This window comes from Halomonas elongata DSM 2581, assembly GCF_000196875.2.
In the GTDB taxonomy this organism is placed as follows: domain Bacteria; phylum Pseudomonadota; class Gammaproteobacteria; order Pseudomonadales; family Halomonadaceae; genus Halomonas; species Halomonas elongata.
The window spans coordinates 3,467,376-3,488,691 of sequence record NC_014532.2; the positions used below are offsets into that span (position 1 = coordinate 3,467,376).

General features: G+C 62.1%; 18 protein-coding genes. 3 read left to right on the forward strand and 15 right to left on the reverse strand.

Annotated features, from left to right (window positions below):
- Positions 1-22 precede the first annotated feature (22 nt).
- On the reverse strand, positions 23-1,861 hold the full coding sequence (locus tag HELO_RS16100; RefSeq protein WP_013333709.1) for a feruloyl-CoA synthase: 1,839 nt from the start codon (positions 1,859-1,861) through the stop codon (positions 23-25).
- A 159-nt stretch (positions 1,862-2,020) separates the two neighbouring features.
- Here HELO_RS16100 and HELO_RS16105 point away from each other — a divergent pair, with 159 nt between their 5' ends.
- Positions 2,021-2,479 (forward strand): MarR family winged helix-turn-helix transcriptional regulator, encoded by a 459-nt coding sequence (locus tag HELO_RS16105; RefSeq protein ID WP_013333710.1) that lies wholly within the window; start codon positions 2,021-2,023, stop codon positions 2,477-2,479.
- A 192-nt stretch (positions 2,480-2,671) separates the two neighbouring features.
- Here HELO_RS16105 and pcaG read toward each other — a convergent pair whose 3' ends face one another.
- The 9 genes from pcaG to HELO_RS16150 all read right to left on the reverse strand — a co-directional run bounded on the left by pcaG (position 2,672) and on the right by HELO_RS16150 (position 12,164).
- Positions 2,672-3,304, reverse strand: coding sequence for a protocatechuate 3,4-dioxygenase subunit alpha (gene pcaG, locus HELO_RS16110; RefSeq protein WP_013333711.1), 633 nt, complete (start codon positions 3,302-3,304; stop codon positions 2,672-2,674).
- A gap of 14 nt (positions 3,305-3,318) precedes the next feature.
- Positions 3,319-4,059 carry a protocatechuate 3,4-dioxygenase subunit beta gene (gene pcaH / locus HELO_RS16115; protein ID WP_041602201.1) on the reverse strand — a complete coding sequence of 247 codons (741 nt, stop codon included), beginning with the start codon at positions 4,057-4,059 and terminating at the stop codon, positions 3,319-3,321.
- A 116-nt stretch (positions 4,060-4,175) separates the two neighbouring features.
- Positions 4,176-5,108: a pca operon transcription factor PcaQ gene (gene pcaQ / locus HELO_RS16120; RefSeq protein WP_013333713.1), complete on the reverse strand. Its 933-nt coding sequence runs from the start codon at positions 5,106-5,108 to the stop codon at positions 4,176-4,178.
- A gap of 64 nt (positions 5,109-5,172) precedes the next feature.
- Entirely contained in the window at positions 5,173-6,372 is a 1,200-nt protein-coding gene (locus HELO_RS16125) for an alpha/beta fold hydrolase (protein WP_013333714.1), read from the reverse strand.
- 26 nt (positions 6,373-6,398) lie between these two features.
- Positions 6,399-7,715: a short-chain fatty acid transporter gene (locus HELO_RS16130; RefSeq protein WP_013333715.1), complete on the reverse strand. Its 1,317-nt coding sequence runs from the start codon at positions 7,713-7,715 to the stop codon at positions 6,399-6,401.
- Positions 7,716-7,737: 22 nt separating this feature from the next.
- Positions 7,738-8,946 carry a 3-oxoadipyl-CoA thiolase gene (gene pcaF, locus HELO_RS16135; RefSeq protein ID WP_013333716.1) on the reverse strand — a complete coding sequence of 403 codons (1,209 nt, stop codon included), beginning with the start codon at positions 8,944-8,946 and terminating at the stop codon, positions 7,738-7,740.
- Between the two features lie 43 nt (positions 8,947-8,989).
- A complete protein-coding gene (locus tag HELO_RS16140; RefSeq protein WP_013333717.1) occupies positions 8,990-9,778 on the reverse strand; it encodes a CoA-transferase subunit beta in 789 nt (262 codons plus the stop codon).
- Entirely contained in the window at positions 9,778-10,596 is an 819-nt protein-coding gene (locus HELO_RS16145) for a CoA transferase subunit A (RefSeq protein WP_013333718.1), read from the reverse strand. Before HELO_RS16145 ends, HELO_RS16140 begins: the two co-directional genes overlap by 1 nt.
- 215 nt (positions 10,597-10,811) lie before the next feature.
- Positions 10,812-12,164, reverse strand: a complete 1,353-nt coding sequence (locus HELO_RS16150) for a class-II fumarase/aspartase family protein (protein WP_013333719.1) — start codon at positions 12,162-12,164, stop codon at positions 10,812-10,814.
- 155 nt (positions 12,165-12,319) lie between these two features.
- Here HELO_RS16150 and HELO_RS16155 point away from each other — a divergent pair, with 155 nt between their 5' ends.
- The gene (locus tag HELO_RS16155) at positions 12,320-13,099 is read left to right on the forward strand and encodes an IclR family transcriptional regulator domain-containing protein (protein WP_013333720.1); all 780 of its coding nucleotides are present in this window, start codon (positions 12,320-12,322) and stop codon (positions 13,097-13,099) included.
- 87 nt (positions 13,100-13,186) lie between these two features.
- Complete coding sequence (locus HELO_RS16160; RefSeq protein ID WP_013333721.1) at positions 13,187-14,146, forward strand: AEC family transporter; 960 nt, start codon at positions 13,187-13,189, stop codon at positions 14,144-14,146.
- Between the two features lie 601 nt (positions 14,147-14,747).
- Here HELO_RS16160 and tkt read toward each other — a convergent pair.
- The 5 genes from tkt to HELO_RS16190 all read right to left on the reverse strand — a co-directional run bounded on the left by tkt (position 14,748) and on the right by HELO_RS16190 (position 21,305).
- On the reverse strand, positions 14,748-16,766 hold the full coding sequence (tkt, locus tag HELO_RS16170) for a transketolase (protein ID WP_013333722.1): 2,019 nt from the start codon (positions 16,764-16,766) through the stop codon (positions 14,748-14,750).
- Positions 16,767-16,779: 13 nt separating this feature from the next.
- Complete coding sequence (tal, locus tag HELO_RS16175) at positions 16,780-17,727, reverse strand: transaldolase (protein WP_013333723.1); 948 nt, start codon at positions 17,725-17,727, stop codon at positions 16,780-16,782.
- Positions 17,728-17,936: 209 nt separating this feature from the next.
- Positions 17,937-19,001, reverse strand: a complete 1,065-nt coding sequence (locus HELO_RS16180) for an ABC transporter permease (RefSeq protein WP_013333724.1) — start codon at positions 18,999-19,001, stop codon at positions 17,937-17,939.
- On the reverse strand, positions 18,998-20,602 hold the full coding sequence (locus tag HELO_RS16185; RefSeq protein WP_013333725.1) for a sugar ABC transporter ATP-binding protein: 1,605 nt from the start codon (positions 20,600-20,602) through the stop codon (positions 18,998-19,000). The genes HELO_RS16180 and HELO_RS16185 overlap by 4 nt, the downstream gene beginning before the upstream one ends.
- 52 nt (positions 20,603-20,654) lie before the next feature.
- On the reverse strand, positions 20,655-21,305 hold the full coding sequence (locus HELO_RS16190) for a DUF2291 family protein (RefSeq protein ID WP_109637520.1): 651 nt from the start codon (positions 21,303-21,305) through the stop codon (positions 20,655-20,657).
- Between the last annotated feature and the right edge of the window lie 11 nt (positions 21,306-21,316).

Below are 21,316 nucleotides of genomic sequence, written 5' to 3' on the forward strand. Positions count from 1 at the left end.
GTAGTCCTCATCGGGCCCGGTTTCAATCGAGTCGAAGCACATCCTCGGAAGGCTCGACGGCGTAGAGCGCGTCCACTAGATCTGCCCGGTTCTCGAGCACGGCCCGCTGGTTGATGGATCCCTTGTCGGTGGCCTCGTTGGCATCCAGGCGCGGCGGTTCGGCAAGCAGCATCGCCCGCCGTACCCGGCTGGCGCTGCCTGTGCTCTCGCTGTCCAGGTCACGCAACAACTGCAGGAAACGTTCGCGCACCGGCTCGCTGGCCAGCACCGCGGCATTCTCGGCCCCGTTGCCCAGCCCCGCCAGTTCGCGGCACTTCGGCATATCCGGGAAGATCAGGATCGAGACATAGGAGCGGTCGAGTCCGGCGATCACCACATCCTTCACATGGGGAGCTCCAGCCTCGATGATTCGCGCGCGCAACGGGCCCACGCTGACCCAGGTGCCGGTATCCAGCTTGAAGTCCTCGGAGATACGCCCGTCGAAACGCATGCCGCGCTGAGGCTCGGCCGGGTCAATGAACTTGACCGCGTCACCCAGGCAATAGAAGCCTTCGTCGTCGAAACTTCTGGCCGTCACCTCGGGCTGACGCCAATAGCCCGGCATCACGCTGGGCCCTTTCACCCGGCACTCCAGCTTGCTGCCGTTGGGCACCAGCTTGACCGTGACCCCGCGCGCCGGCAGCCCCACCACACCGGACTGCGATTCTTCCAGCGAGGCAAACATGGCCGAAGGCGCCGTCTCGGTCGCCCCCAGGCCGGTCAACATGCCTACCTTGCAGCCCAGGGTCTGGATGGCCAGGCGGTCGAGTTCGTCCCAGATATGCTGGGATAGCCCCGCCGCGGCGAAGAACATCAGGTTGAGACGGGAAAAGAAGGTTTCGCGCAGAGCGTCGTCGCGCTTCAGGTGGTCGACCAGGATCTCGAAGCCCTTGGGAACGTTGAAGTAGACGGTCGGCGCAATGTCGCGCAGATTGGCGATGGTCTTATCGAATTCGCCCGGTACCGGGCGGCCATCGTCGATATAGAGACTACCGCCGTTGTAGAGCACGATGCCGATATTGTGGTTGCCGCCAAAGGTATGGTTCCAGGGCAGCCAGTCCACCAGCACCGGCGGTTCGTCGCGCAGGAAGGGCATCTGGGCTGCCAGCATCTCCTGGTTGGCGCAGAGCATGCGATTGGTGTTGATGACCCCTTTGGGCATGCCGGTGGAACCGGAGGTGAACAGGAACTTGGCGATGGTATCGGGAGTGACGGTTGCATGGGCAGCATCGACCGCTTCGCTCACCGGTGTGTCCAGCAACTCGGCGAAAGCGCGCGCACCGGAGATCGACCCGGGCTCCAGCGCCAGGCAGGTACCGTCATCGACCTGTACCGCCGCCAGGGCAGCGGCGAAGTCATCCGCCTGGTCGACCAGCACCATGCCCGGGGTCAGCAAGTCGGTGATATGACGTAGCTTGCCGAAGTCCTTGCTGACCAGTGAATAGGCAGGGGATATCGGCGCATAGGGGATTCCCACGTACATGGCCGCCATCGCCAGCAACAAGTGCTCGACGGAATTTCCGCTGAGGATAGCCAAGGGACGTTCGGCATTCAGGCCCGCATCGAGCAGCCCCTGGGCCAGGGAGCGAACCCTGGTCAGGGTCTCGGCATAGCTCAACCGCTGCCACTCGCCCGCCCCGTCGCGCTGCGCCACGAAACACCGATCGGGCGCCACCGCCGCCCAGTAATCCAGGCATCCCATCAGGGTTTCCGGATATTCGCCGAGCGGCTCTTCGACGCGCAGCAGTTGCACCCCGTCATCACGACGGGCCAGGTGGGCAGTCGCCGTTCCCAGACGGACATCGCGGAAGGAATCTAACATGATCGCACCCTGTCATTATGGTCATTGTCGAGAAGGGTCGACCTGCCCTACCCCGGGCGTCGACGCCTTGGTAGCATGGACTTAAAGACTTCCACAAATTGTTTACCACATAAACATTCTTAGTATTAAACATTGGTCTACAGCAATCAGGACAGCCACATGCACAGCGACGACAAGAACGGAATCGACTACTCGATGCTGCAGTCGCGCCTCGGCTACAAGCTGAGGCGCGCCCAACTGGTCTACTTCGACGTTTTCTCCGAAGCGTGCGCTCAGGAGGGCATCACCCCGGGGCTGTTCGGCATCCTCGCTATCGTCTACCACAACCCGGGGCTCACCCAGACGGCCGTATCGAACGCCCTGGATGTGGACCGCTCCGCCATGGTCGCGGCCATCGACAAGCTGGAAGGCATGGAGGTGGTGGAACGCCGGAAATCGAAACATGACCGCCGCTCTTACGCCCTGTACCTGACGGAGAAAGGCAAGGCCTTCACGGAGCGCCTCGACCGTCAGGTGAATGAAGGCGAGTCGGCCTTCGACAGCTTCCTGTCGGAAGAGGAGCGTCGGTGGCTGCTGGATACCCTGGATCGGATCATCCAGGCCAGAAAAGGAGGGTGAGAGGGCTCTCGGCGCCAAGGGCATGCCTGGCACCTGCTTGCTTTCCCCGGCGTTGCCGCCTCACATCTCGCTGAGCCGCCGCGGGCCACAGCGCACATGGCCGGATCGGGAGACCAGGGCAGCCATGCAAACGCTCGGGCCCCGTCGCAGGGCCCGATGACTACCGTGGCATTCGCTCATGAAGCGGGGCGTCTAGAAATCGAAGAACACCGTCTCGCCTTCGCCCTGCAGGCGGATATCGAAGCGATAACGCACCTTGCCGTCGACTTCCTCGCGCTTGGCGATCAGGGTCTGGCGACGTGTCGGCGACTCGATGGCACCCAGCACGGGACAGGCGGCATTGGCCTCGACCTCGTCCTCGAAATAGAGACGGGTCTGCAAGTGAATGTTGATGCCTCGGGCGAAGACCGCCAGGTTGATGTGCGGAGCCATCACCTTGCCGTCGCCGCGGGCCACGGGACCGGGCTTGATGGTGGTCAGCGACCACTCGCTGTTGCCCTCGGCAGTGGTGGCGGTCCGGCCGAAGCTGTTGAACGCTTTCTGCAGGTCGAACGCCGGCTGATACTGCCCGCTGGCATCGGCCTGCCAGGCCTCCAGCAGGGCATCGCGCACCGGATCGCCATTTCCGTCGATCACGGTGCCGATCACTTCGATATGCTCACCCTCGGCCTCGGGCTTGGCCATCCGGCTCCAGATTTCCTCATCGCGCTCGGGCAGGCCAGCCACGTCCAGGGCCAGGCCGATGTGCACATAGGGCCCGGCAGTCTGGGACGCGGTCTCGCGCAGCATCAGCTCGCTGCAAGGCTGGGAATTCGGCTGTCGCATGGTCTCGGCTCCCCTCACTGATTCTCGAAGTAGGTTTGAAGCTCGCCCCGTACCACCAGGTCGAACCGATACGCCAGGCAGTCCATGGGACGGCTGCGCGCCATGTCGAGACGGCCGATCATGGTCTCGACGGCCTCGGGGTCCTTGAGGGTCTGCACGATCGGGCAGAGCGGAATCAGCGGGTCACCTTCGAAATACATCTGGGTGATCAGACGGGTGGAAATCGATGGGCCCATCACCGACACGTGGATGTGCGCCGGGCGCCAGGTATTGATGCCGTTGCCCCACGGATAGGGGCCGGGCTTGATGGTGCGAAAACGATACCAGCCCTGCTCGTCGGTGAGGCAACGCCCCACGCCACCGAAATTGGGGTCCAGCGGTGCCAGGTAGCCATCCTTCTTGTGGCGATAGCGACCGCCGGCATTGGCCTGCCACATCTCCACCAGGGTATGCGGGACCGGCTTGCCGAACTGATCGACCACCCGGCCGAACAGGATGATGCGCTCGCCCACCGGCAGGCCCGCCGCTCCTGCCAGGGCGGGGTCCTCGCGGAAGTTCATCAGCAGGTCGTTATCATGGGGCCCCATGCGCAGCTGGCGAAAATCCGGCCCGGTCAGTTCGGAGACGCTGGACGTCTGCAGGCTGACCAGCGCCTGGCTCGGCGAACGAGCCACGGAGGTCTTGTAGCCGGGGGCATAGGCCGGTGGATGCCAGTCACGGTCGCGCTCCACGAAGCGTTTGTTATCGTCTTGCATCTTGGTGTCTCTTGCTGGCTGACAGAAGGCGACGCACCGCACCCGGCGGCTCGTCGGCCAATGATCGCAGTGTGGCGGCTGACCGTCAGGCTGCCAATTGACGTCTCGGCGAGAGGTCATAACCTAGTGGTTATGGACTCGGCAGCCACCTCGCGCAGTACCTCGCAGAATCCTTCCAGCGCCAGCGAGGGCTCCATGCTGGCGTTGGTGCATAACCCCACCGAACCGCCCTGCTGTTCCAGCCGCAGCGCCAGCTCGACGACACGGCCGGCCTCGAGATCGTCGATCACCGCTTCTCTCGGGGCCACCCAGATAGCGTCGCCATCCTGCGTGTAACGGTGACTGATCGGCAGCGACAGGGTTTCCAGCAGTTGAACGGGCAAGTCCAGCGAGTGGCGCACGCAGAAGCTGTCGACCTGCTGGCGCAGCGTGGTCTGCGGCGGCGGAATCACCCAGGGGAATTCGATCAGCCGACTGGGTGCCAGCGGCTCGATACCGGCCAGGGGATGGCCGGCACGCACCACCAGCACCAACGGCTCGTAGTAGAGATGCTCGAAGGTCAGGTCGCGGATCTCGCGCGCCTCGGTCATGCGCCCCACCACCAGATCGAGTTCACCGAGGCGCAGTTGAGAAAGCAGGAAGGCACTGCGGCCGGTCACCACATTGACGCCGACCCGATCCGCCGATTGGGAGGCCTGCCAACGCCGAATCGACATGGGCAGCAACCGGCTCTCCACGGTGGACAGCGCCCCCACGCGCAACCAGCGCGCGCCCTGATGGGCATCGCCGACCGCGCTGATGCCTTCTTCCAGCGTTCGGATCGCCGGCCCGGCATGACGCAAGAACGTCAGTCCCGACTGGCTCAACGCCACGCCCTGGGCACCACGCGCGAAGAGCTCGGTTCCCAGGATGTCCTCGAGTTCGCGGATGGTCTTGGACACCCCGGGCTGGGTGATCGCCAGGCTCTCGGCGGCACGCGCGAAACTGCGATGCTTGGCGACCTCGAGAAAAGCCTGGAGATGGCGCAGCTTGATACGCGGGCTCAACACACCTCAGCCTCCCGTTTGTGTCCGACTATCCAACGCCACGCCCCCGACACGGCCGATCGTGTCCTCATTCCCGGGTCTCGCCCCAGCCGAGTTGCTTGGCCAAGGCGAAGGCGTGGTTGGCCGCCGGCACACCGCCGTAGACCGCCACATGCATCAGCACCTGGCGTAGCTGGGCTTCGCTGAGGCCGATGCGCTTGGCCGTCTTGAGATGCAGCTCCAGCTCCTCGCGTCCCAGGGCGGCCAGGATGCCGGTGGTGATCATGCTGCGCTCGGCCCGGGTCAGGTCGCCGTTGCCCCACAGTTCGCCCCAGGCGAGGCGGGTTATCATCTGCTGGAAAGGGGCATCCAGCGAAGTGGCGTTCTCGGTCGAGCGCGCCACGTGCGCCTCACCCAGCACCTGCTTGCGGGTCTCGAGTCCCTCGGCATAGGCCACGCCCTGCTCGCCGACCCGGGAGCGATCCGGGGCCATCCACAGCAGCAGTCGCTTGGCGAGCGCCTCGGAAAACTCCACCGAAGGCACATGCCCCAGGTTCTCGATGATCTCCAGCGGCGCACCGCCGCACTCGGCCGCCAGGGCTTGCAGAGTCTCGGGCGGCGTCGCCATATCCTCGCTCCCGCCAAGCAGGTGCACGTCGACTCCCCCGGGCTGGGAACAAGCAGCCTTGAGCTTGCCGCGGAAGTCGGTGCGACCGAGCATTTCACAGAGCCGGGCATAGGATTCGGCATCGCCACGCCCCATGATGGTTCGCCAGCCCTCTGCCAGCGCCGGGTCGCGCTTGATCAGGTCGGCAGCGAACCAGCGCGGCACGATCTCTCCGGACAACGCCGCCAGGCCCTCGTCGCGCACCCGGCCCGCTCGTGTGTTCCACAGCTCGGCGTTGCCGATCACCGCCCCGGTGTTGGTCAGGACCGCCGACAACAAGCGATCGGCATGCTCGGAGAGCAATTGCTTGCCGATGACGCCGCCGATGGAGGTGCCGACGAAGTGGAAGCGCGTGTCGCCGGCCCGCTCAACCAGCGCCAGAGCATCGGCGGCCAGCGCGGCCGGGGTGATATCGCCACCATCTGCTGGCCAGGCCTCACTGGCACCATGGCCCGGCAGATCCCAGGTCAGCACCCGATAACGCGGCAGTAATGCCGGCAGAACGTCGTCCCACACCGCCTGGGTCATGCCCAGCGGATGCGCCAGGATCACCAGCGGATTGGCCTCGGCGCCCAGCAGACGATAGGCAACGTTGCGTCCGTTGACGTTGATAAAAGCCATGACTGACTCCTTGCTTGAAAGCGGAACTAGCCGAATACGGCCAATGCGACGAAAGTGCTGACAATGGCGATGCCGGAAATCCCCAACCAGATCACCAGGTATCCCATGATGTCGCGTGCCGACAGGCCCGCTACACCCAACAGCGGAAGCGCCCAGAAGGGCTGGATCTGATTGGTCCAGCCATCTCCCCAGGTGAACGCCATGATGGTTTGCGCCGGATCAGCCCCCAATGCCGCGGCCGCTTCCATCATGATGGGCCCCTGAATGGCCCACTGCCCGCCGCCCGACGGGATGAAGAAGTTCACGGCACCCGCGGACAGAAAGGTGAGTAGCGGGAAGGTCGCCGGCGTGGCGAACGAGATGATGGCCTCAGAGAACTGGGTGACCAGGCCGGCGCTGGTCATCATGCCGGCGATCCCCGCATAGAGCGGAAACTGGATGATGATACCGCGCGCCGCATGGACCGCTTTCTCGGCCGCGTGCAGGTAACTCGCCGGATTTTGGTGCAGCAGCAGCCCGAGGGCCAAAAAGACCAGGATGATGGTATTCAGATTGATGCTGAATCCTTGCGCAACAACCTTGTTCAGCAAGTAGCCCGCCGCCAGAAGCCCCATGAAGAGTGTCGGCCAGCGGCTGTTCTCGATCCGATCCGACGGCGTCTGGTGCGACTTGTCGACTGCCGTCTTCCCTTGCTCGTCCTCGCTGTCCACTCTCAGCCGGACGATCTTGTCAGGTTGTTTCTGCAACATGAAAAACAGCACCAGCAGGCCCAGTAATCCAGCGGTCAGCGCCATGTTCCAGACAGAGTAGAGCGTTTCGGCCACCGGCACGATACCGATGGCATCCTCCATGAAGTGATCGGGCGTCGCGATGACCAACGGGATGGAAGACGAAGGGCCGCGCACCAACTCTCCCCCGTAGGCCGCGGCCACGATAAGCGGAAAGTGAACGGCGACCCGACGCCCCATCTCCCGGGCCAGGATGGCGCCGGCCACCATCCCGAACCCCCAGTTCAGGTAGTAGCAGACGAAGCTCACCACGATCGTCAGCACCAACGCCTGTTTCGGCGTGTTGGCCTGCCGGGTCAATCCGGTCAGCAGACGCTGCACCGGCGCCGTCAGCGCCAGCACATATCCCGTCAGCAGTACCAGGGTCATCTGCATCCCGAACGTGAACAGGTTGGAGAAGCCGTCGCCCCAGTAATGCGCCATGTTCTGGGGCGACTCTCCGCCAACGGCCATCCCCAGTACAAAGACGATGGCGGTGAGCATTACCGCCAGAACGAATGCGCTCGGCAGATAACGCTGAACGACCCGTACGGAAAAGTTGGTTATTGCTTGCATTGGCCACTCGCCCAGCGCTTGGTCACACCCGCTCGATCAGCGTGGCGATGCCCTGCCCCACCCCGACACACATGGTGCACAGCGCATAGCGCTTGCCGGTGCGTTGCAGTTCGTGGGCGGCGGTCATCAGCAGCCGCGCACCGGACATACCCAGCGGATGGCCCAGGGCGATGGCGCCGCCGTTGGGGTTGACCCGAGGGTCGTCGTCTTCGAGCCCGAGATCGCGCATGCAGGCCAGTGCCTGGGCGGCGAAGGCTTCGTTGAGTTCGATGACGTCGATCTCGTCGAGGGAAACGCCGGTACGCGCCAGCAGGCGGCGCACGGCGGGCACCGGGCCATAGCCCATGATGCGTGGCTCCACGCCGGCGGTGGCCATGCCGACGATCCGCGCCATGGGCTCGAGCCCATACTGTTCCACAGCCTGCTGGCTGGCCACCAGCATGGCGGCGGCCCCATCGTTGACGCCGGAGGCGTTGCCCGCGGTGACGCTGCCGCCTTCTGCCTTGAAGGGCGTCGGCAGCTTGGCGAGTTTCTCGACAGTGGTGCCGGCACGCGGGTGCTCGTCGGTGTCGAAGACCAGCGGCTCCTGCTTGCGACGCGGAATCTCGATGGCAACGATTTCCTCGGCAAAGCGACCGGCCTGCTGGGCCTCGGCGACCTTGGCCTGGGAGCGCGCGGCGAAAGCGTCCTGGTCCTCACGCGAGATGCCGAACTGCTCGGCCACGTTCTCTGCGGTCTCGGGCATCGAGTGGGTATCGTAGACCTTCTTCATCAACGGATTGACGAAGCGCCAGCCGATGGTGGTGTCCTCGATCTGCTGCCCACGGGCGAAGGCGGTCTCGGCCTTGCCCATCACGTAGGGAGCCCGGGACATGGACTCCACGCCGCCGGCCAGTGCCAGCTCCATTTCACCGGCCTTGATGGCGCGAAAGGCCGTGCCCACCGCGTCCATGCCGGAGCCGCACAGGCGGTTGAGCGTGGTGCCGGGCACCGAAGGCGGCAGACCGGCCAGCAGCGACGACATGCGCGCCACGTTGCGGTTGTCTTCACCGGCCTGATTGGCGCAGCCCATGAAGACTTCCTCGATCGCCTCGGGAGCCAGACCGGGCGCCTGCGCCAGCACGGCCTTGAAGATATCGGCGGCCAGGTCGTCGGGGCGCACGCTTGCCAGGGTGCCGCCGAAGCGGCCGATGGCACTGCGGCGCGGATGACAGATGAAAGCGTCACTCATGATTCACTGATCTCCTGAAATTCGCCTCTAGAACACGCCGCTCTTACTGGCCGCCATGGGCACGAGCGGTCCTCTCCTTGAGCTCGCGCAGCACGTCGAGCTCGCGGGCACTGGGTACCGGTGTGCTCTCCAACGTCTCGGCGAAACGGATCTCCCAACCGGTGGCCTCCTGGACCTGCTCGGCGGTCACGCCCGGATGCAGCGACACCACCACCAGTTCCTTGGTCTCGGGATCCGGCTTCATCACGCACAGGTCGGTGATGACCCGGGTCGGCCCCTTGCCGATGTTGGGCACGCCATCGCGGCCCTTGCCGTCGCGGCCGAAGCCCAGGGTGGTGACAAAGTCGACCTCGTCGACGAAGGTGCGCTTGGAATGCTTGAGGGTAATGAACACCTCACCGGCGTTGGTGGCGATCTCCGGCGCGCCGCCACCACCCGGCAGGCGCACCTTGGGTGCGGTGTAATCGCCGATCAGGGTGGTGTTGAGATTGCAGTAGCGATCGATCTGGGCGGTGCCCAGAAAGCCCACGTCGACCTTGCCGCCCTGCAGCCAGTAGCGAAACATCTCGGGTACCGAGACGGTGGTCAGCGCGGTCTCGCACAGTTCGCCGTCGCCGATGGACAGCGGCAACACGTCCGGCTTGGTCTGCAGGGTCCCGGATTCATAGATCAGCACGACATCGGGGGCATGAGTCAGCCGCGCCAGATTGGCTGCCTCCGACGGCAGCCCGATGCCGACGAAGCAGGTCGTGCCATTTTCCAGGGCGCGCGCCGCCGTGACGGTCATCATCTCGGAGGAGGTGTATTCCGGGTGATTGTCGACAGAACTCATCAGGCATTACCCCCTGCGTTCATGACGTTGTCTTCGATCCACTGGGTGAAGGTATCGCGGTCGCGCGCGATGGCGTCCCACTCCTTGTAGAAGTGGTTGTCGCGCGGGTAGTAGCCATGCGCGTAGGACGGCAACGAGCCCTTCTCGGCGACGCTGATGGCATCGATCGCCCAGCCCGGAATCACGCAGGCATTGGGGTGCGCCTCGAGGTCGTCGACGATCTCCTCGACGGTGACGATGCTGTGCCTGGCGGCCAGCACGGCCTCCTTCTGCACGCCGACAATGCCCTCGACCAGCACGTTGCCGGCCCGATCGGCTTTCTGGGCGTGCACGATGGAAACGTCCGGCCGTACCGAAGGCACGGCGGCCAGACGTTCGCCGGTGAAGGGGCATTCGATGAACTTGATCTGGTCGTTGACGCGGGGCAGCTCGCTGCCCACGTAGCCGCGCAGCACGGCCAGCGGCAGCCCGGCGGCACCGGCCTCGAAGGCGCACGCCATGGCGGCGTGGCTGTGTTCGAGGATCTCGATCTTGTGCGGCCAGCCCTTTTCGACGGCGTCACGCAGGCGATGCAACGACCCGACGCCCGGGTTGCCACCCCAGGAGAAGATCACCTTCCTGGCGCAACCGGCACCGATCAGCTGGTCATAGACCAGGTCCGGCGTCATGCGGATCAACGTCAGATCGCGCTTGCCCTGGCGAATAATCTCGTGTCCGGCAGCGAAGGGAATCAGATGGGTGAAGCCTTCCATGGCCACGGTGGCGCCGTCTTCGACGTAGCGTGCCACCGCATCATGCAGGCTGAGGATCTCGGCCATGATGGTTTGCCTCTGGTTGAATCGCGCACCGGCGCTTGTCGCAACGCCTCATGGGCACCGAGACTCGTCACTCGGCAAGGTGCGCTGTACGAACATAGGTTTGTTATACGAACAAAATAATCCGCCAGCCCCGGCCCGTCAAACGCGCACGAAAAACGGGGGCAGGTGTTCCCTGCCCCCGTTCAGGACGCTCATTTCACTTGAGTTTCAGTATATTAGCGATCTTCCAACCAAGCCCGAGCGCGATCCACCTGTGCCTGGCTGCTACCAAGGTATAACGCCGGATCCGTGGCCGCCTCGAGATCCGCCCGTCCGATTTCGCCCGACAGCTCACCATGACGCGACGCCATCAACGCCTCGAGCGCATCGGCGTACGGGATCCGCTGCTGTCGTGCCTGCTCCGCCGCCTCCGCGGCCAGGGCCTTGGCCTGTTCCGTCCCCAGGTGAGGCGTCAGCAACCTGGTGACCGGCTCGGCCATGATCGCGCCGCCGGTCACCGTGAGATTGCGTTGCATGGCCTCGCCATGCACCTCCAGCCCCTCCAGCAGCACGGCAGCCTGTTCGAGGGCGCCCTCCAGCAATAGCGCACTGTCGAGCAGTGGTGCCCATTCGGCATGCCACTCGCCCAATCCGCGCTCCAGTGGCTGGGCCGTGGCATTGAGTATGACCGTGGTGTGACCATGGATCTGACGACAGGCGCCCCGGATCATCGCGCAACGCACCGGGTTGCGCTTATGGGGCATGGACGACGACTCGCCCATGCCTTCCCCGGCGGGCTCGGCCACCTCGCCGAGTTCGGTCTGGGTCATCAGCGACACGTCCAGCGCCAGCTTCTCGGCGGCCCCGGCCGCGCCATCGAAGGCCGTCGACAGAGCATGGATCGGCTGACGGTCGGTATGCCATGGCAGCACCGGTGCCGAGAGGCCCAGACGCTCGGCGAGGCCGTCCATGACGGTGAGCCCCAGAGTCTCCCAGCCGGAATGCACCCCCACGGCCCCACCGAACTGTACGGGCAACCCCGGTTCGGCCAGGGTGGCGAGACGTCGGCGCGCCTGCTCCAGCCCCAACGCCCAATGGGCCACTTTGACGCCGAAAGTGATCGGCAACGCCTGCTGCATCAGGGTACGCCCGACCATGGGCGTCCGGGCATGGGCCTCCATCAATGGCAGCGCTGCCCGACGACAACGCGCCAGCAAGGCATCCAGACGTTCCAGGCGTGGCATCAGCAGGATCATCAACGCCGAATCGACCACATCCTGACTGGTGGCACCGAGGTGCCAGTACGGCTTGAGGTCATCGGGGAGCGCTGCTCGTCCGGCCTTGACGAAAGGAATGGCGGCGTTGCCACCGCTGGCCACACCCTCGGCTATTGCACTCGGGTCGAAATCGTGGCTCTCGAGGCAGGCCCGCATGCGGCGGCTGACATCGGCGGGAATGGCACCCTCGGCCTCCTGGGTCTCGGCCAGGGCCAGTTCGAAGGCCAGCATGGCCCGGACGAAGTCCTCGTCGCGGGAAGCGGCCAGACCGCTCTGGCTCATGAAGGGATGCTGAATCAAAGCGTCGGGCATGGCAGGCTCTCCACTGGCAGGAACCGCCGACTCTCGGGGCGGATCGGCTCATCACTTGACATAAGTCGCACAGGTGTTCGCAATTCGAACAATTATGCTAGATTGAGGGCGAGCGACCTAGCAAGCCGACATGAACCACCTGCGAAGACAGCCCCATGCAAGACGATACTCTGACACCCGACGATCGCGATTTCGTGACGGCACTGGCCAGCGGCCTGGAAGTCATCCAGGCCTTCGATGACGAAACCCCGCGCATGACATTGAGCGAGGTGGCCGCCAAGACGGACATGAACCGAGCCCGTGCTCGCCGTTTCCTGCTGACGCTGCATGCCCTGGGCTACGTTCGCAAGCAGCAACGTCACTTCGAGCTTGCTCCCAAGGCACTGCAACTCGGGTATGCCTTCCTGTCGGCCAACAACTACCGTTCGGTGATCCAGCAATACCTGGAGGACATCACCGATGAAATCGGCGAGTCTTCATCGATGGGCGTGCTGGACGGTGACAACGTGATCTATGTGGCCCGCTCTTCCGCCAAGCATCGCCTGATGGCCATCACGCTGTCGGTCGGAACGCGCCTGCCGGCGGCCTATACTTCGATGGGGCGTGTACTGCTGTCGCAGTTGCCGGATGACGAACTGGCCCGCTATCTCGAACAGGTGAAGCTCGAGCCGCATACCGAGCGTTCCATCACCGATACGGCCCAGTTGCGCAACTGCATCGAGCAGGTACGCCAACAGGGATACAGCATCGTCGACCAGGAACTGGACCCGGGACTACGCTCCCTGGCAGTACCGGCCTTCGATGCCAACGGCAAGCTGCTTGGTGCCATCAACATCAGCACCAATGCCGCGCGCATCGACTTCGACACCCTGACACGGTCATTCCTGCCGCTGCTGCGGGACAAGGTGCAACTGATCCAGGCCAATGTCAGCTGAGCGTCACGCGTGACCTGACAGGCCAGGCTCCAGACTCGCTGCTGCGGCTGTTCACCTGATCCACCACGCAACGGCAAGGAGGCCCGGTTGCTCGATATCCTCGCCATCACCACGCCCATTTTCCTGTTGATCGGCTTCGGTTACCTGACGGTAGCCGGCCGCATCATCTCGCGAGAACAGCTTCAGGGCGTCGGTATCTTCGTCATGTACTGCGCCCTGCCGGCCCTGATCATTCGGGCCTTGACGCAGAATGCCCTGGCCGAGGTCTTCAATCCTCATTATCTGCTGGCCTATGGCGTGGGCTCGCTGGCGGTCTTCGGCCTCGGGCTGGCCATCAGCCTGAAAGTCAGGCGCCACCCACTGGGGACCAGCGCCATACTGTCGCTCGGCATGTCGGCCTCCAACAGTGGCTTCATCGGCTACCCGGTGGCCTCCATGGTGCTCGGGCCACCCGCCGCCATCTTCCTGGCCCTGTGCATGGTGATCGAGAACCTGCTGATCATTCCGCTCGCGCTGATTCTGGCCGAGCTCGGCCACCAGACTGGCAACGACCTGCACAAGACACTGCGCCGAACCTTCCTCAACCTGACACGCAACCCGGTTCTCATCGGGCTACTGATCGGCGTCCTGCTGGCCTCGATCAACATTCCGCTGCCTCAGCCCTTCACCAAGGCCATCGACATGCTGGCCAGCGCTGCGGGCCCCGCAGCGCTGTTCGTGATCGGCGGCACGCTGCACGGTCTGCGCGTGAATGGCATGGCACAAGACCTGGGGCAGCTCGCCATCGGCAAGTTGGTACTGCACCCACTGGCGGTTTTCGGGATGTTCCTGCTACTGCCGGACCTCGACCCCACGCTGTTGACGGGCGCCCTGCTGTTCGCCAGCGCGCCGATGATCAGCGTCTACCCCCTGTTCGGCCAACGCTACGGGCTGGACGGCGTCACCACCGCTGCTCTGATGGTCTGCACCCTGAGCTACTTCGTGACCATCAGCCTGGTACTGTGGCTGATGCGGCATAGCGGCCTGTTCGCCCTGTCCTCCGGCTAGCTGGAAAGCATGATCCATGATGGTACATGAAGCTCCTAGCGTTCGCGGCCCAAGTAAAGGACCGGCTGTGGACATCCACCGGCAAGCTATCACCAGCAGAGCAAAAGACGCTATATCATGAGCCACAGGTTCAGTCTCAAGTTGAAGTGCCCCATCTATTGAGGGCACTTCAATGTACGGGGTTGAAAGCTTATATATCCTAGAGTTAGACGTAGAGATTGCGTGCCTGACTCAGGTTCTCCAGGGTCAGGGCGCAGGCGTCCGCGACTTCATTGCCCTTGGTCAGGAAGTGCTCGTGGTAGAACGCCGTGTGGGTGGTGTGCTCATGGAAGTGATGGGGCCAGCACTACCGAGAACTCGACTGCTTCATGGTCTTCCTCGATAAAGTTGCCAGAAGCAGGTCAATCGGCTTCGGCATCTCACCGAATTTGCTGTCCTCGGTTCGTCGTAGTACCGATGCCGGACGCTCGAGGGCTTGTGCACGCCTTCTCTTTCACTGAATGGAAGGGCGCCATCACCGCCGGTGGGGACTTTCACCCCGCCCTGAGAACAGTGGCCAATTGGCCGCGCCCTTTCATTTTTCCTGAGCGGCCAGGCGTGCTCAGTCCTCGGCGTCGTCGAGCATTTGCTCGGCCTCGTCGACGACGTTGTCGACGGTGAAGCCAAAGTGCTTGAACAGGTCGCCGGCCGGGGCGGATTCGCCGAAGGTGGTCATGCCGATGACCCGCCCCTCGAGGCCGACGTACTTGTACCAGAGATCCGGGTGGCCGGCCTCGATGACGAGGCGGTTGCCGACCTCGGCGGGCAATACCCGCTGGCGGTACTCGGCGTCCTGGGCGTCGAAGACGTCGGTGGCGGGCATGGAGACCACGCGCACCTGGCGGCCCTTCTCGCCGAGCGCCGCGGCGGCGTCCATGGCCAGGCCGACCTCGGAGCCGGTGGCGATCAGGATCAGCTCCGGCGTGCCGTCGCTGTCCTTGAGGATGTAGCCGCCGCGCTGGATGTCGGCGAGCTGTTGCTTGTCGCGGGCCTGATGCGGCAGGTTCTGACGCGACAGCACCAGGGCGGTGGGGCCGGACTGGCGCTTGAGGGCGGCGTTCCAGGCCGCGGCGGTCTCCACGGCATCGCAGGGGCGCCAGGTCGACATGTTGGGCGTGCTGCGCAGGGTGGTCAGCTGCTCCACCGGCTGGTGGGTGGGGCCGTCCTCGCCGAGGCCGATGGAGTCGTGGGTGAACACGTAGATACTGCGCACGCCCATCAGCGCGGCCATGCGCACGGCGTTGCGCATGTACTCCATGAAGATCAGGAAGGTCGCGGTGTAGGGCACGAAGCCGCCGTGCAGGGCGATGCCGTTGGCGATGGCGGCCATGCCGAACTCGCGCACGCCATAGTGCAGGTAGTTGCCGTCGGGCGCGCCCTCACGCGAGCCCTCGGGGCCGATCACCTTGGCACCGTTCCAGACCGTCAGGTTGGAGGGCGCCAGGTCGGCGCTGCCGCCGAGCAGCTCGGGCAGCTGCGGGCCGAGCTCGTTGAGGCAGGCCAGCGAGGCCTTGCGCGAGGCGGTGGTCTCGGCCTTGTCCTGGGCCTGTTCGATCAGCGCTTCGCTGGTCAACTCGGCGGGCAGCTCGCCCTTCTGGCGGCGCAGGAACTCGCGGGCCAACTCGGGATGGGCCTCGGCGTAGCGCTCGAACCGTGCCTGCCAGTCGGCCTGGCGGGTGCGGCCGGCCTCGCTGGCGTCCCAGCCCTGGTAGATGTCCTCCGGCACATGGAAGGGCGCATGCGGCCAGTCGAGCTGCTCGCGGGCGGCGGCGACCTCGTCCTCGCCCAGCGCCGCGCCGTGGCAGGACTCCTTGCCCTGCTTGTTGGGTGCGCCGAAGCCGATCACCGTCTTGCAGATGATCAGGCTGGGCTTGTCGCTGTGCTGGCGGGCCAGCTCGATGGCCGCCTTGACCTCGTCGGGCTGGTGGCCGTCGACATTGGGCACCACGTGCCAGCCGTAGGCCTCGAAGCGCTTGGCGGTGTCGTCGGTGAACCAGCCTTCGACCTCGCCGTCGATGGAGATGCCGTTGTCGTCGTAGAAGGCGATCAGCTTGCCGAGCTGCTGGGTGCCGGCCAGGGAGGCGACCTCATGGGAGATGCCTTCCATCAGGCAGCCGTCGCCGACGAAGCAGTAGGTGTGATGGTCGACGATGGTGTGGCCGGGGCGGTTGAACTGGGCGGCCAGGGTGCGCTCGGCGATGGCCATGCCGACGGCGTTGGCCAGGCCCTGGCCCAGCGGGCCGGTGGTGGTCTCGATACCCGGCGCATAGCCGTACTCGGGATGGCCGGCGGTCTTGGCGTGCAGCTGGCGGAAGTTCTGCAACTGCTCGAGGCCGAGCTCGTAGCCGGAGAGATGCAGCAGGGAATAGAGGAGCATGGAGCCGTGGCCGTTGGAGAGCACGAAGCGGTCACGGTCGGGCCAGTGGGGATCGGCGGGGTTGTGGACGAGGAAATCGTTCCACAGGACCTCGGCGATATCGGCCATGCCCATGGGGGCGCCGGGGTGACCGGAGTTGGCCTTCTGGACGGCATCCATGGAAAGGGCGCGAATGGCATTGGCCAGTTCGAAACGGGATGGCATGGGGACTCCTGGATCAGAGGCGGTCGGCGATGCGTTGCTCGAGGCGTGACTGGTCTTCGTCGAAACGACGAATGCCTTCGGCCAGCTTGTCGTTGGCCATGGCATCCTGATTGTGCTCCCAGCGGAAGCCGGACTCGCTGAGCGATGTCGGACGCGGACCGCCGTTACGTGTCATGAGCACCTTGGCTTTGACGGTTCCCGGTGTGGTGGCCAGCTCTTCGAGCAACGCCGGCGAGATGGTCAGCCGCGGGCAGCCAGCGAGTGCCAGGACCTGGTCGGCGGTGCGGAAACTGGCCCCCATGACCACGGTGTCATAGCCGCCCTGGCTGACGCGTTCGCAGACACCGCGCACGAACTGTACGCCGGGGTCGTTTTCGGGGGTGAAATCCCGGCCGCTTTCTTTCTTGTACCAGTCGGTGACCCGACCGACGAAGGGCGAGACCAGAAAGACGCCGGCATCGAAGCAGGCCTGGGCCTGGGCATCGCTGAACAGCAGCGTCAGGTTGCAGTTGATGCCTTCCTTCTCCAGTACCTCGGCGGCACGGATGCCCTCCCAGGTCGAGGCCAGCTTGATCAATACCCGGTCGCGACCGATGCCGCGCTGTGCGTAGAGCTCGATCAGCTCATGGGCCTTGCGGATGCTGGCCTGGGTATCGAAGGACAGTCGGGCGGCCACTTCGGTGGAGACGCGCCCGGGGACCACGCCGGCGATCTCGCTGCCCATGGCCACGGCCAGGTGATCGACGGCCCGGGCGGCGCGCTCCTGTTTGTCACCCTGGGCGGGGAGTGCGGCCAGTTCCCGTTCGATCAGCGGCTGATAGCCGGGCATGTCGAAGGCCTTGAGGATCAAGGACGGGTTGGTGGTGGCGTCCTGGGGCTGGTAGCGCCGTATGGCGTCCAGGTCGCCGGTGTCGGCGACCACCAAGGAGAGGGATTTCAAGGCATCAAGTTGGGAAGACATGATAGGCTCCTGACAATACAAGTTGTGACTTGGGGCGTGCTGCGCCCCAAGTGATAAGATTTCTGGCGGGATCAGTCAGTTGACAATTTTAGAACCGAATAAACTCTTAGAGCTCATACCGCAACTATCATCCAGGTAGTCACTGCAACCACAGATAAGATCGAACCTTGGAGCACCAATCCCAAAAAATCCTGACATTAATTGATGTATTACGTTGTGACCATGACGCGCTTCTGAAGACGCTGCTGCAATTGATCAATGACGACCGCAATGATAATGACTAGCCCCATGATGACCATCTGCCAGAAATCACTGACACCAGACATCACCATGCCGTCGTTGAGAATACTGATGACGCATGCACCAATGACCGAACCAATGACAGAACCACGCCCACCGGCCAGTGCGGTACCCCCCAGAACCACTGCCGCGATGGCACGCAGCTCGTAGGTATCGCCCGTCATCGGATGCCCCGTCTGCAGCTGAGAGGTGATGACAAGGCCAACGATAGCGGCACAAAACCCGGAAAAGACGTAGACCCACAGTTTTATCTTGCGAACTCTGAGACCAGAGAATATAGCGGCATTCTCATTACCACCTATCGCATAGACATAGCGGCCGAATGGTGTCTTGTAGCTAACAAACCAGGTAACCAGCGTCAGGATCAAAAGCAACCATACCGGGATACCGATACCAAGTAGACTGCCATTCCCTAAAAAGGAAAATCCCGTGTTACCCAGTTCTTCATGCCCTTGGAGCTGGGAAAAGGTACCTCCATCATTGAACAGCAGAGCCGCACCACGCACCACATACAGCATCCCTAGAGTTGCAATGAAGGGGGCCACATTGAGATAGGTAATGAGGGCGCCATTGATATAGCCGATAAAGGCACCGACAAGACACGTTAACAAGATGACCTCTGGTACGCTCAAAAACAGCGTGTAGTCCCCTAGTGGAATCCCATTCATCAGCAGGAAACCGGAGACCATCCCGCTGAACCCCACTGTTGAGCCGACTGAAAGATCGATACCTGCCGTCAGGATAACCAGCGTCATACCAATGGAAAGGATACCGATGACTGTAATATGCTGAGCCATGATCAGCATATTGTTCATGGTCAGAAAATTATCCACCGTTAATGAGAAATACAGCAATACTGCAAACAGTGCCACGAAAATCCTGAGCTTCAATATCTGAAGCAATACCCAGGATGCCTGGAAACTCTTACTATGATGCGAAAGGTCATGCGTAGACAAATCGGTAGCGGTTGTCATGATCGAGCTCCTTGCTGAGCAGCGGCTGTCTCTCGAGCAGCAGAAGGTGACGCCTTTTGAGTGATGATGTCACGATCCACCTGGTCGCGTGGTAGGTCGGCAGTAATCTGCCCCGACGCCATAACCAAGATGCGATCGGAGACCGCCAGAGCCTCATCCAGTTCTGAAGTGGTATAGATAATGGCAACGCCCTGATCGGCGATATTATTCATGGCACGGTAGATATCGGCCTTGGCCCCAACGTCCACCCCACGGGTAGGTTCATCGAATAATAGGACACGCGGTTCGGTAAGCAGCGCTTTCCCGATGATGACCTTTTGCATATTGCCACCGCTTAGCGTGGTAATGTAGTCAGTATCATTTGACACCTTGATGCCAAGTGTTGAGACCATGCTCTGACTCTGCTGCTTTTCCACTTTTCCACGAATCATGCGAAAGCCTAGAAAACGGGAACAGCAGCGTCCGATACTGGATAGTGTCATATTGTCACGAACCGACATGGGCTGAATCATCCCAGCCGTTTGTCGATCTTCTGGCACCAGTGCTATACCGGCCTTGATTCGGTTGGCCGGTTTAGCCTTGGCTAACGGTTTTCCATCGAACTCGATGTCGCCCAGCGCGCTCCGATGCAGGCCAAGCAGAACCTCCATCAGCTCAGTTCTACCAGAACCCATCAAGCCATAAATACCAATGATCTCTCCACGGCCAACACCAAAGTTGACCTTATCAAGAGCCAAGGTGCCATTGATCCGTTTCAGGCTCAGATCCTTGACCCTCAGTATTGGCTCTCCGATTTGCCGAGGACGGTAGTCGAAAATCTTGTGTTCGCCTCCCACCATCTGACGAACGATCCAAGAAATGTCAATATTTTCGACAAGATCGACACCGACAATACGACCGTTACGGAGTACCGTGATGTGGTCACCAATTCTCATAATCTCTTCCAAACGATGAGAGATGTAGATGACGGCAACCCCTTCCTGACGGAGCGATTCAATAATACCGAACAGGACCTCAACCTCTGTCAGGCTCAAGGCAGAAGTAGGCTCATCCATGATCAGGACATCAACATCACGGCTCAACATCCTGGCGATCTCGACAAGCTGTTGCTGGCCTACGTAAAGATCGCCGATACGTGTAGCAGGGTCGATGTCCAGGCCCACACGTTCGAGCAACTGCTTAGCCTTACGATATTGTGCACGGGTATCTATCGTACCGGCATGGCGTATCTCATTACCGATGAAAAGATTTTCGGCTATGCTCATATCGGGGAAGAGATTTAGCTCTTGAAAGATAATCCCTATACCGGATTTCTCTGCATCTCGCACACCATGGAAATAAACCGATTTTCCTTTGACGAGAATCTCACCTTCGGTTGGACGCTCGGCACCGGCTAGCAACTTCATGAGAGTTGATTTACCTGCACCGTTTTCTCCGATCAGAACATTTACGCTCCCGGGGTACACTTCATAGTCTACTGAGTCCAGAGCCACGGTCCCGGGATAACGTTTAGTAGCATTCTTTACTCGAACCAAAGGTTCTGATGTCGCCCCGATTTTTTGTTCAGCGGTTGATTTATGTTGGTCTTCCACTGTGTTCATGGCGCTGCCCCTCCCCGAGTCGGAGTGATATTGTTTCGCCTTCGTTGGCATATCACTCGCCATTGACGCGATTCAGTGCGACCGGGACGATTTGTACCGTATTACCCATACCATCCCAAGTTGAAAAGGCTCCGATAGCCTCTACTGTATCGCCACTATCAACATTGCCGAAGCTTTCGACGATTGAGATGACTTGGTCGTTAAGCTCATCACCAAAAGTTGCAAATTGATCTTGATTGGCAAAATCAGCATAACCAAGCTCTGGATACCCATCCCGAACAGAAGATCCAGGAATTACAGGGCCAATCAGCAAGGAAATGCTCTTATCCCCCACATTCCCCAAGTTGATTTTCCCAACACGTGAGGAGGTATCTACGGACGCCACGGCATCGGAGACATGAACCCAAAAGGTGCAGGGGAATGCTTGGCTTTGCTGAACGCCATATTGCTCACAAGCCGATTGAAACCCTTCTGAATCAATCGCTGACAACACAACATCCAGAGGAGCCGCTTTAGAAGCTGCCCATGGAATGATATTGTCTTGCATGACTTCTTCAGCATTGATCGAGATAGCGTCTCCGTCATCGAGAATGGATGCAAGCTCATCATTTGACACCAGCTTGAAACCACTAAGCGTCGAAAACATCACAATCGCCAATGCTATGAAAAGACATGCCCTCGGCAGATTTATTGACTTATTCATATGGCCATCCG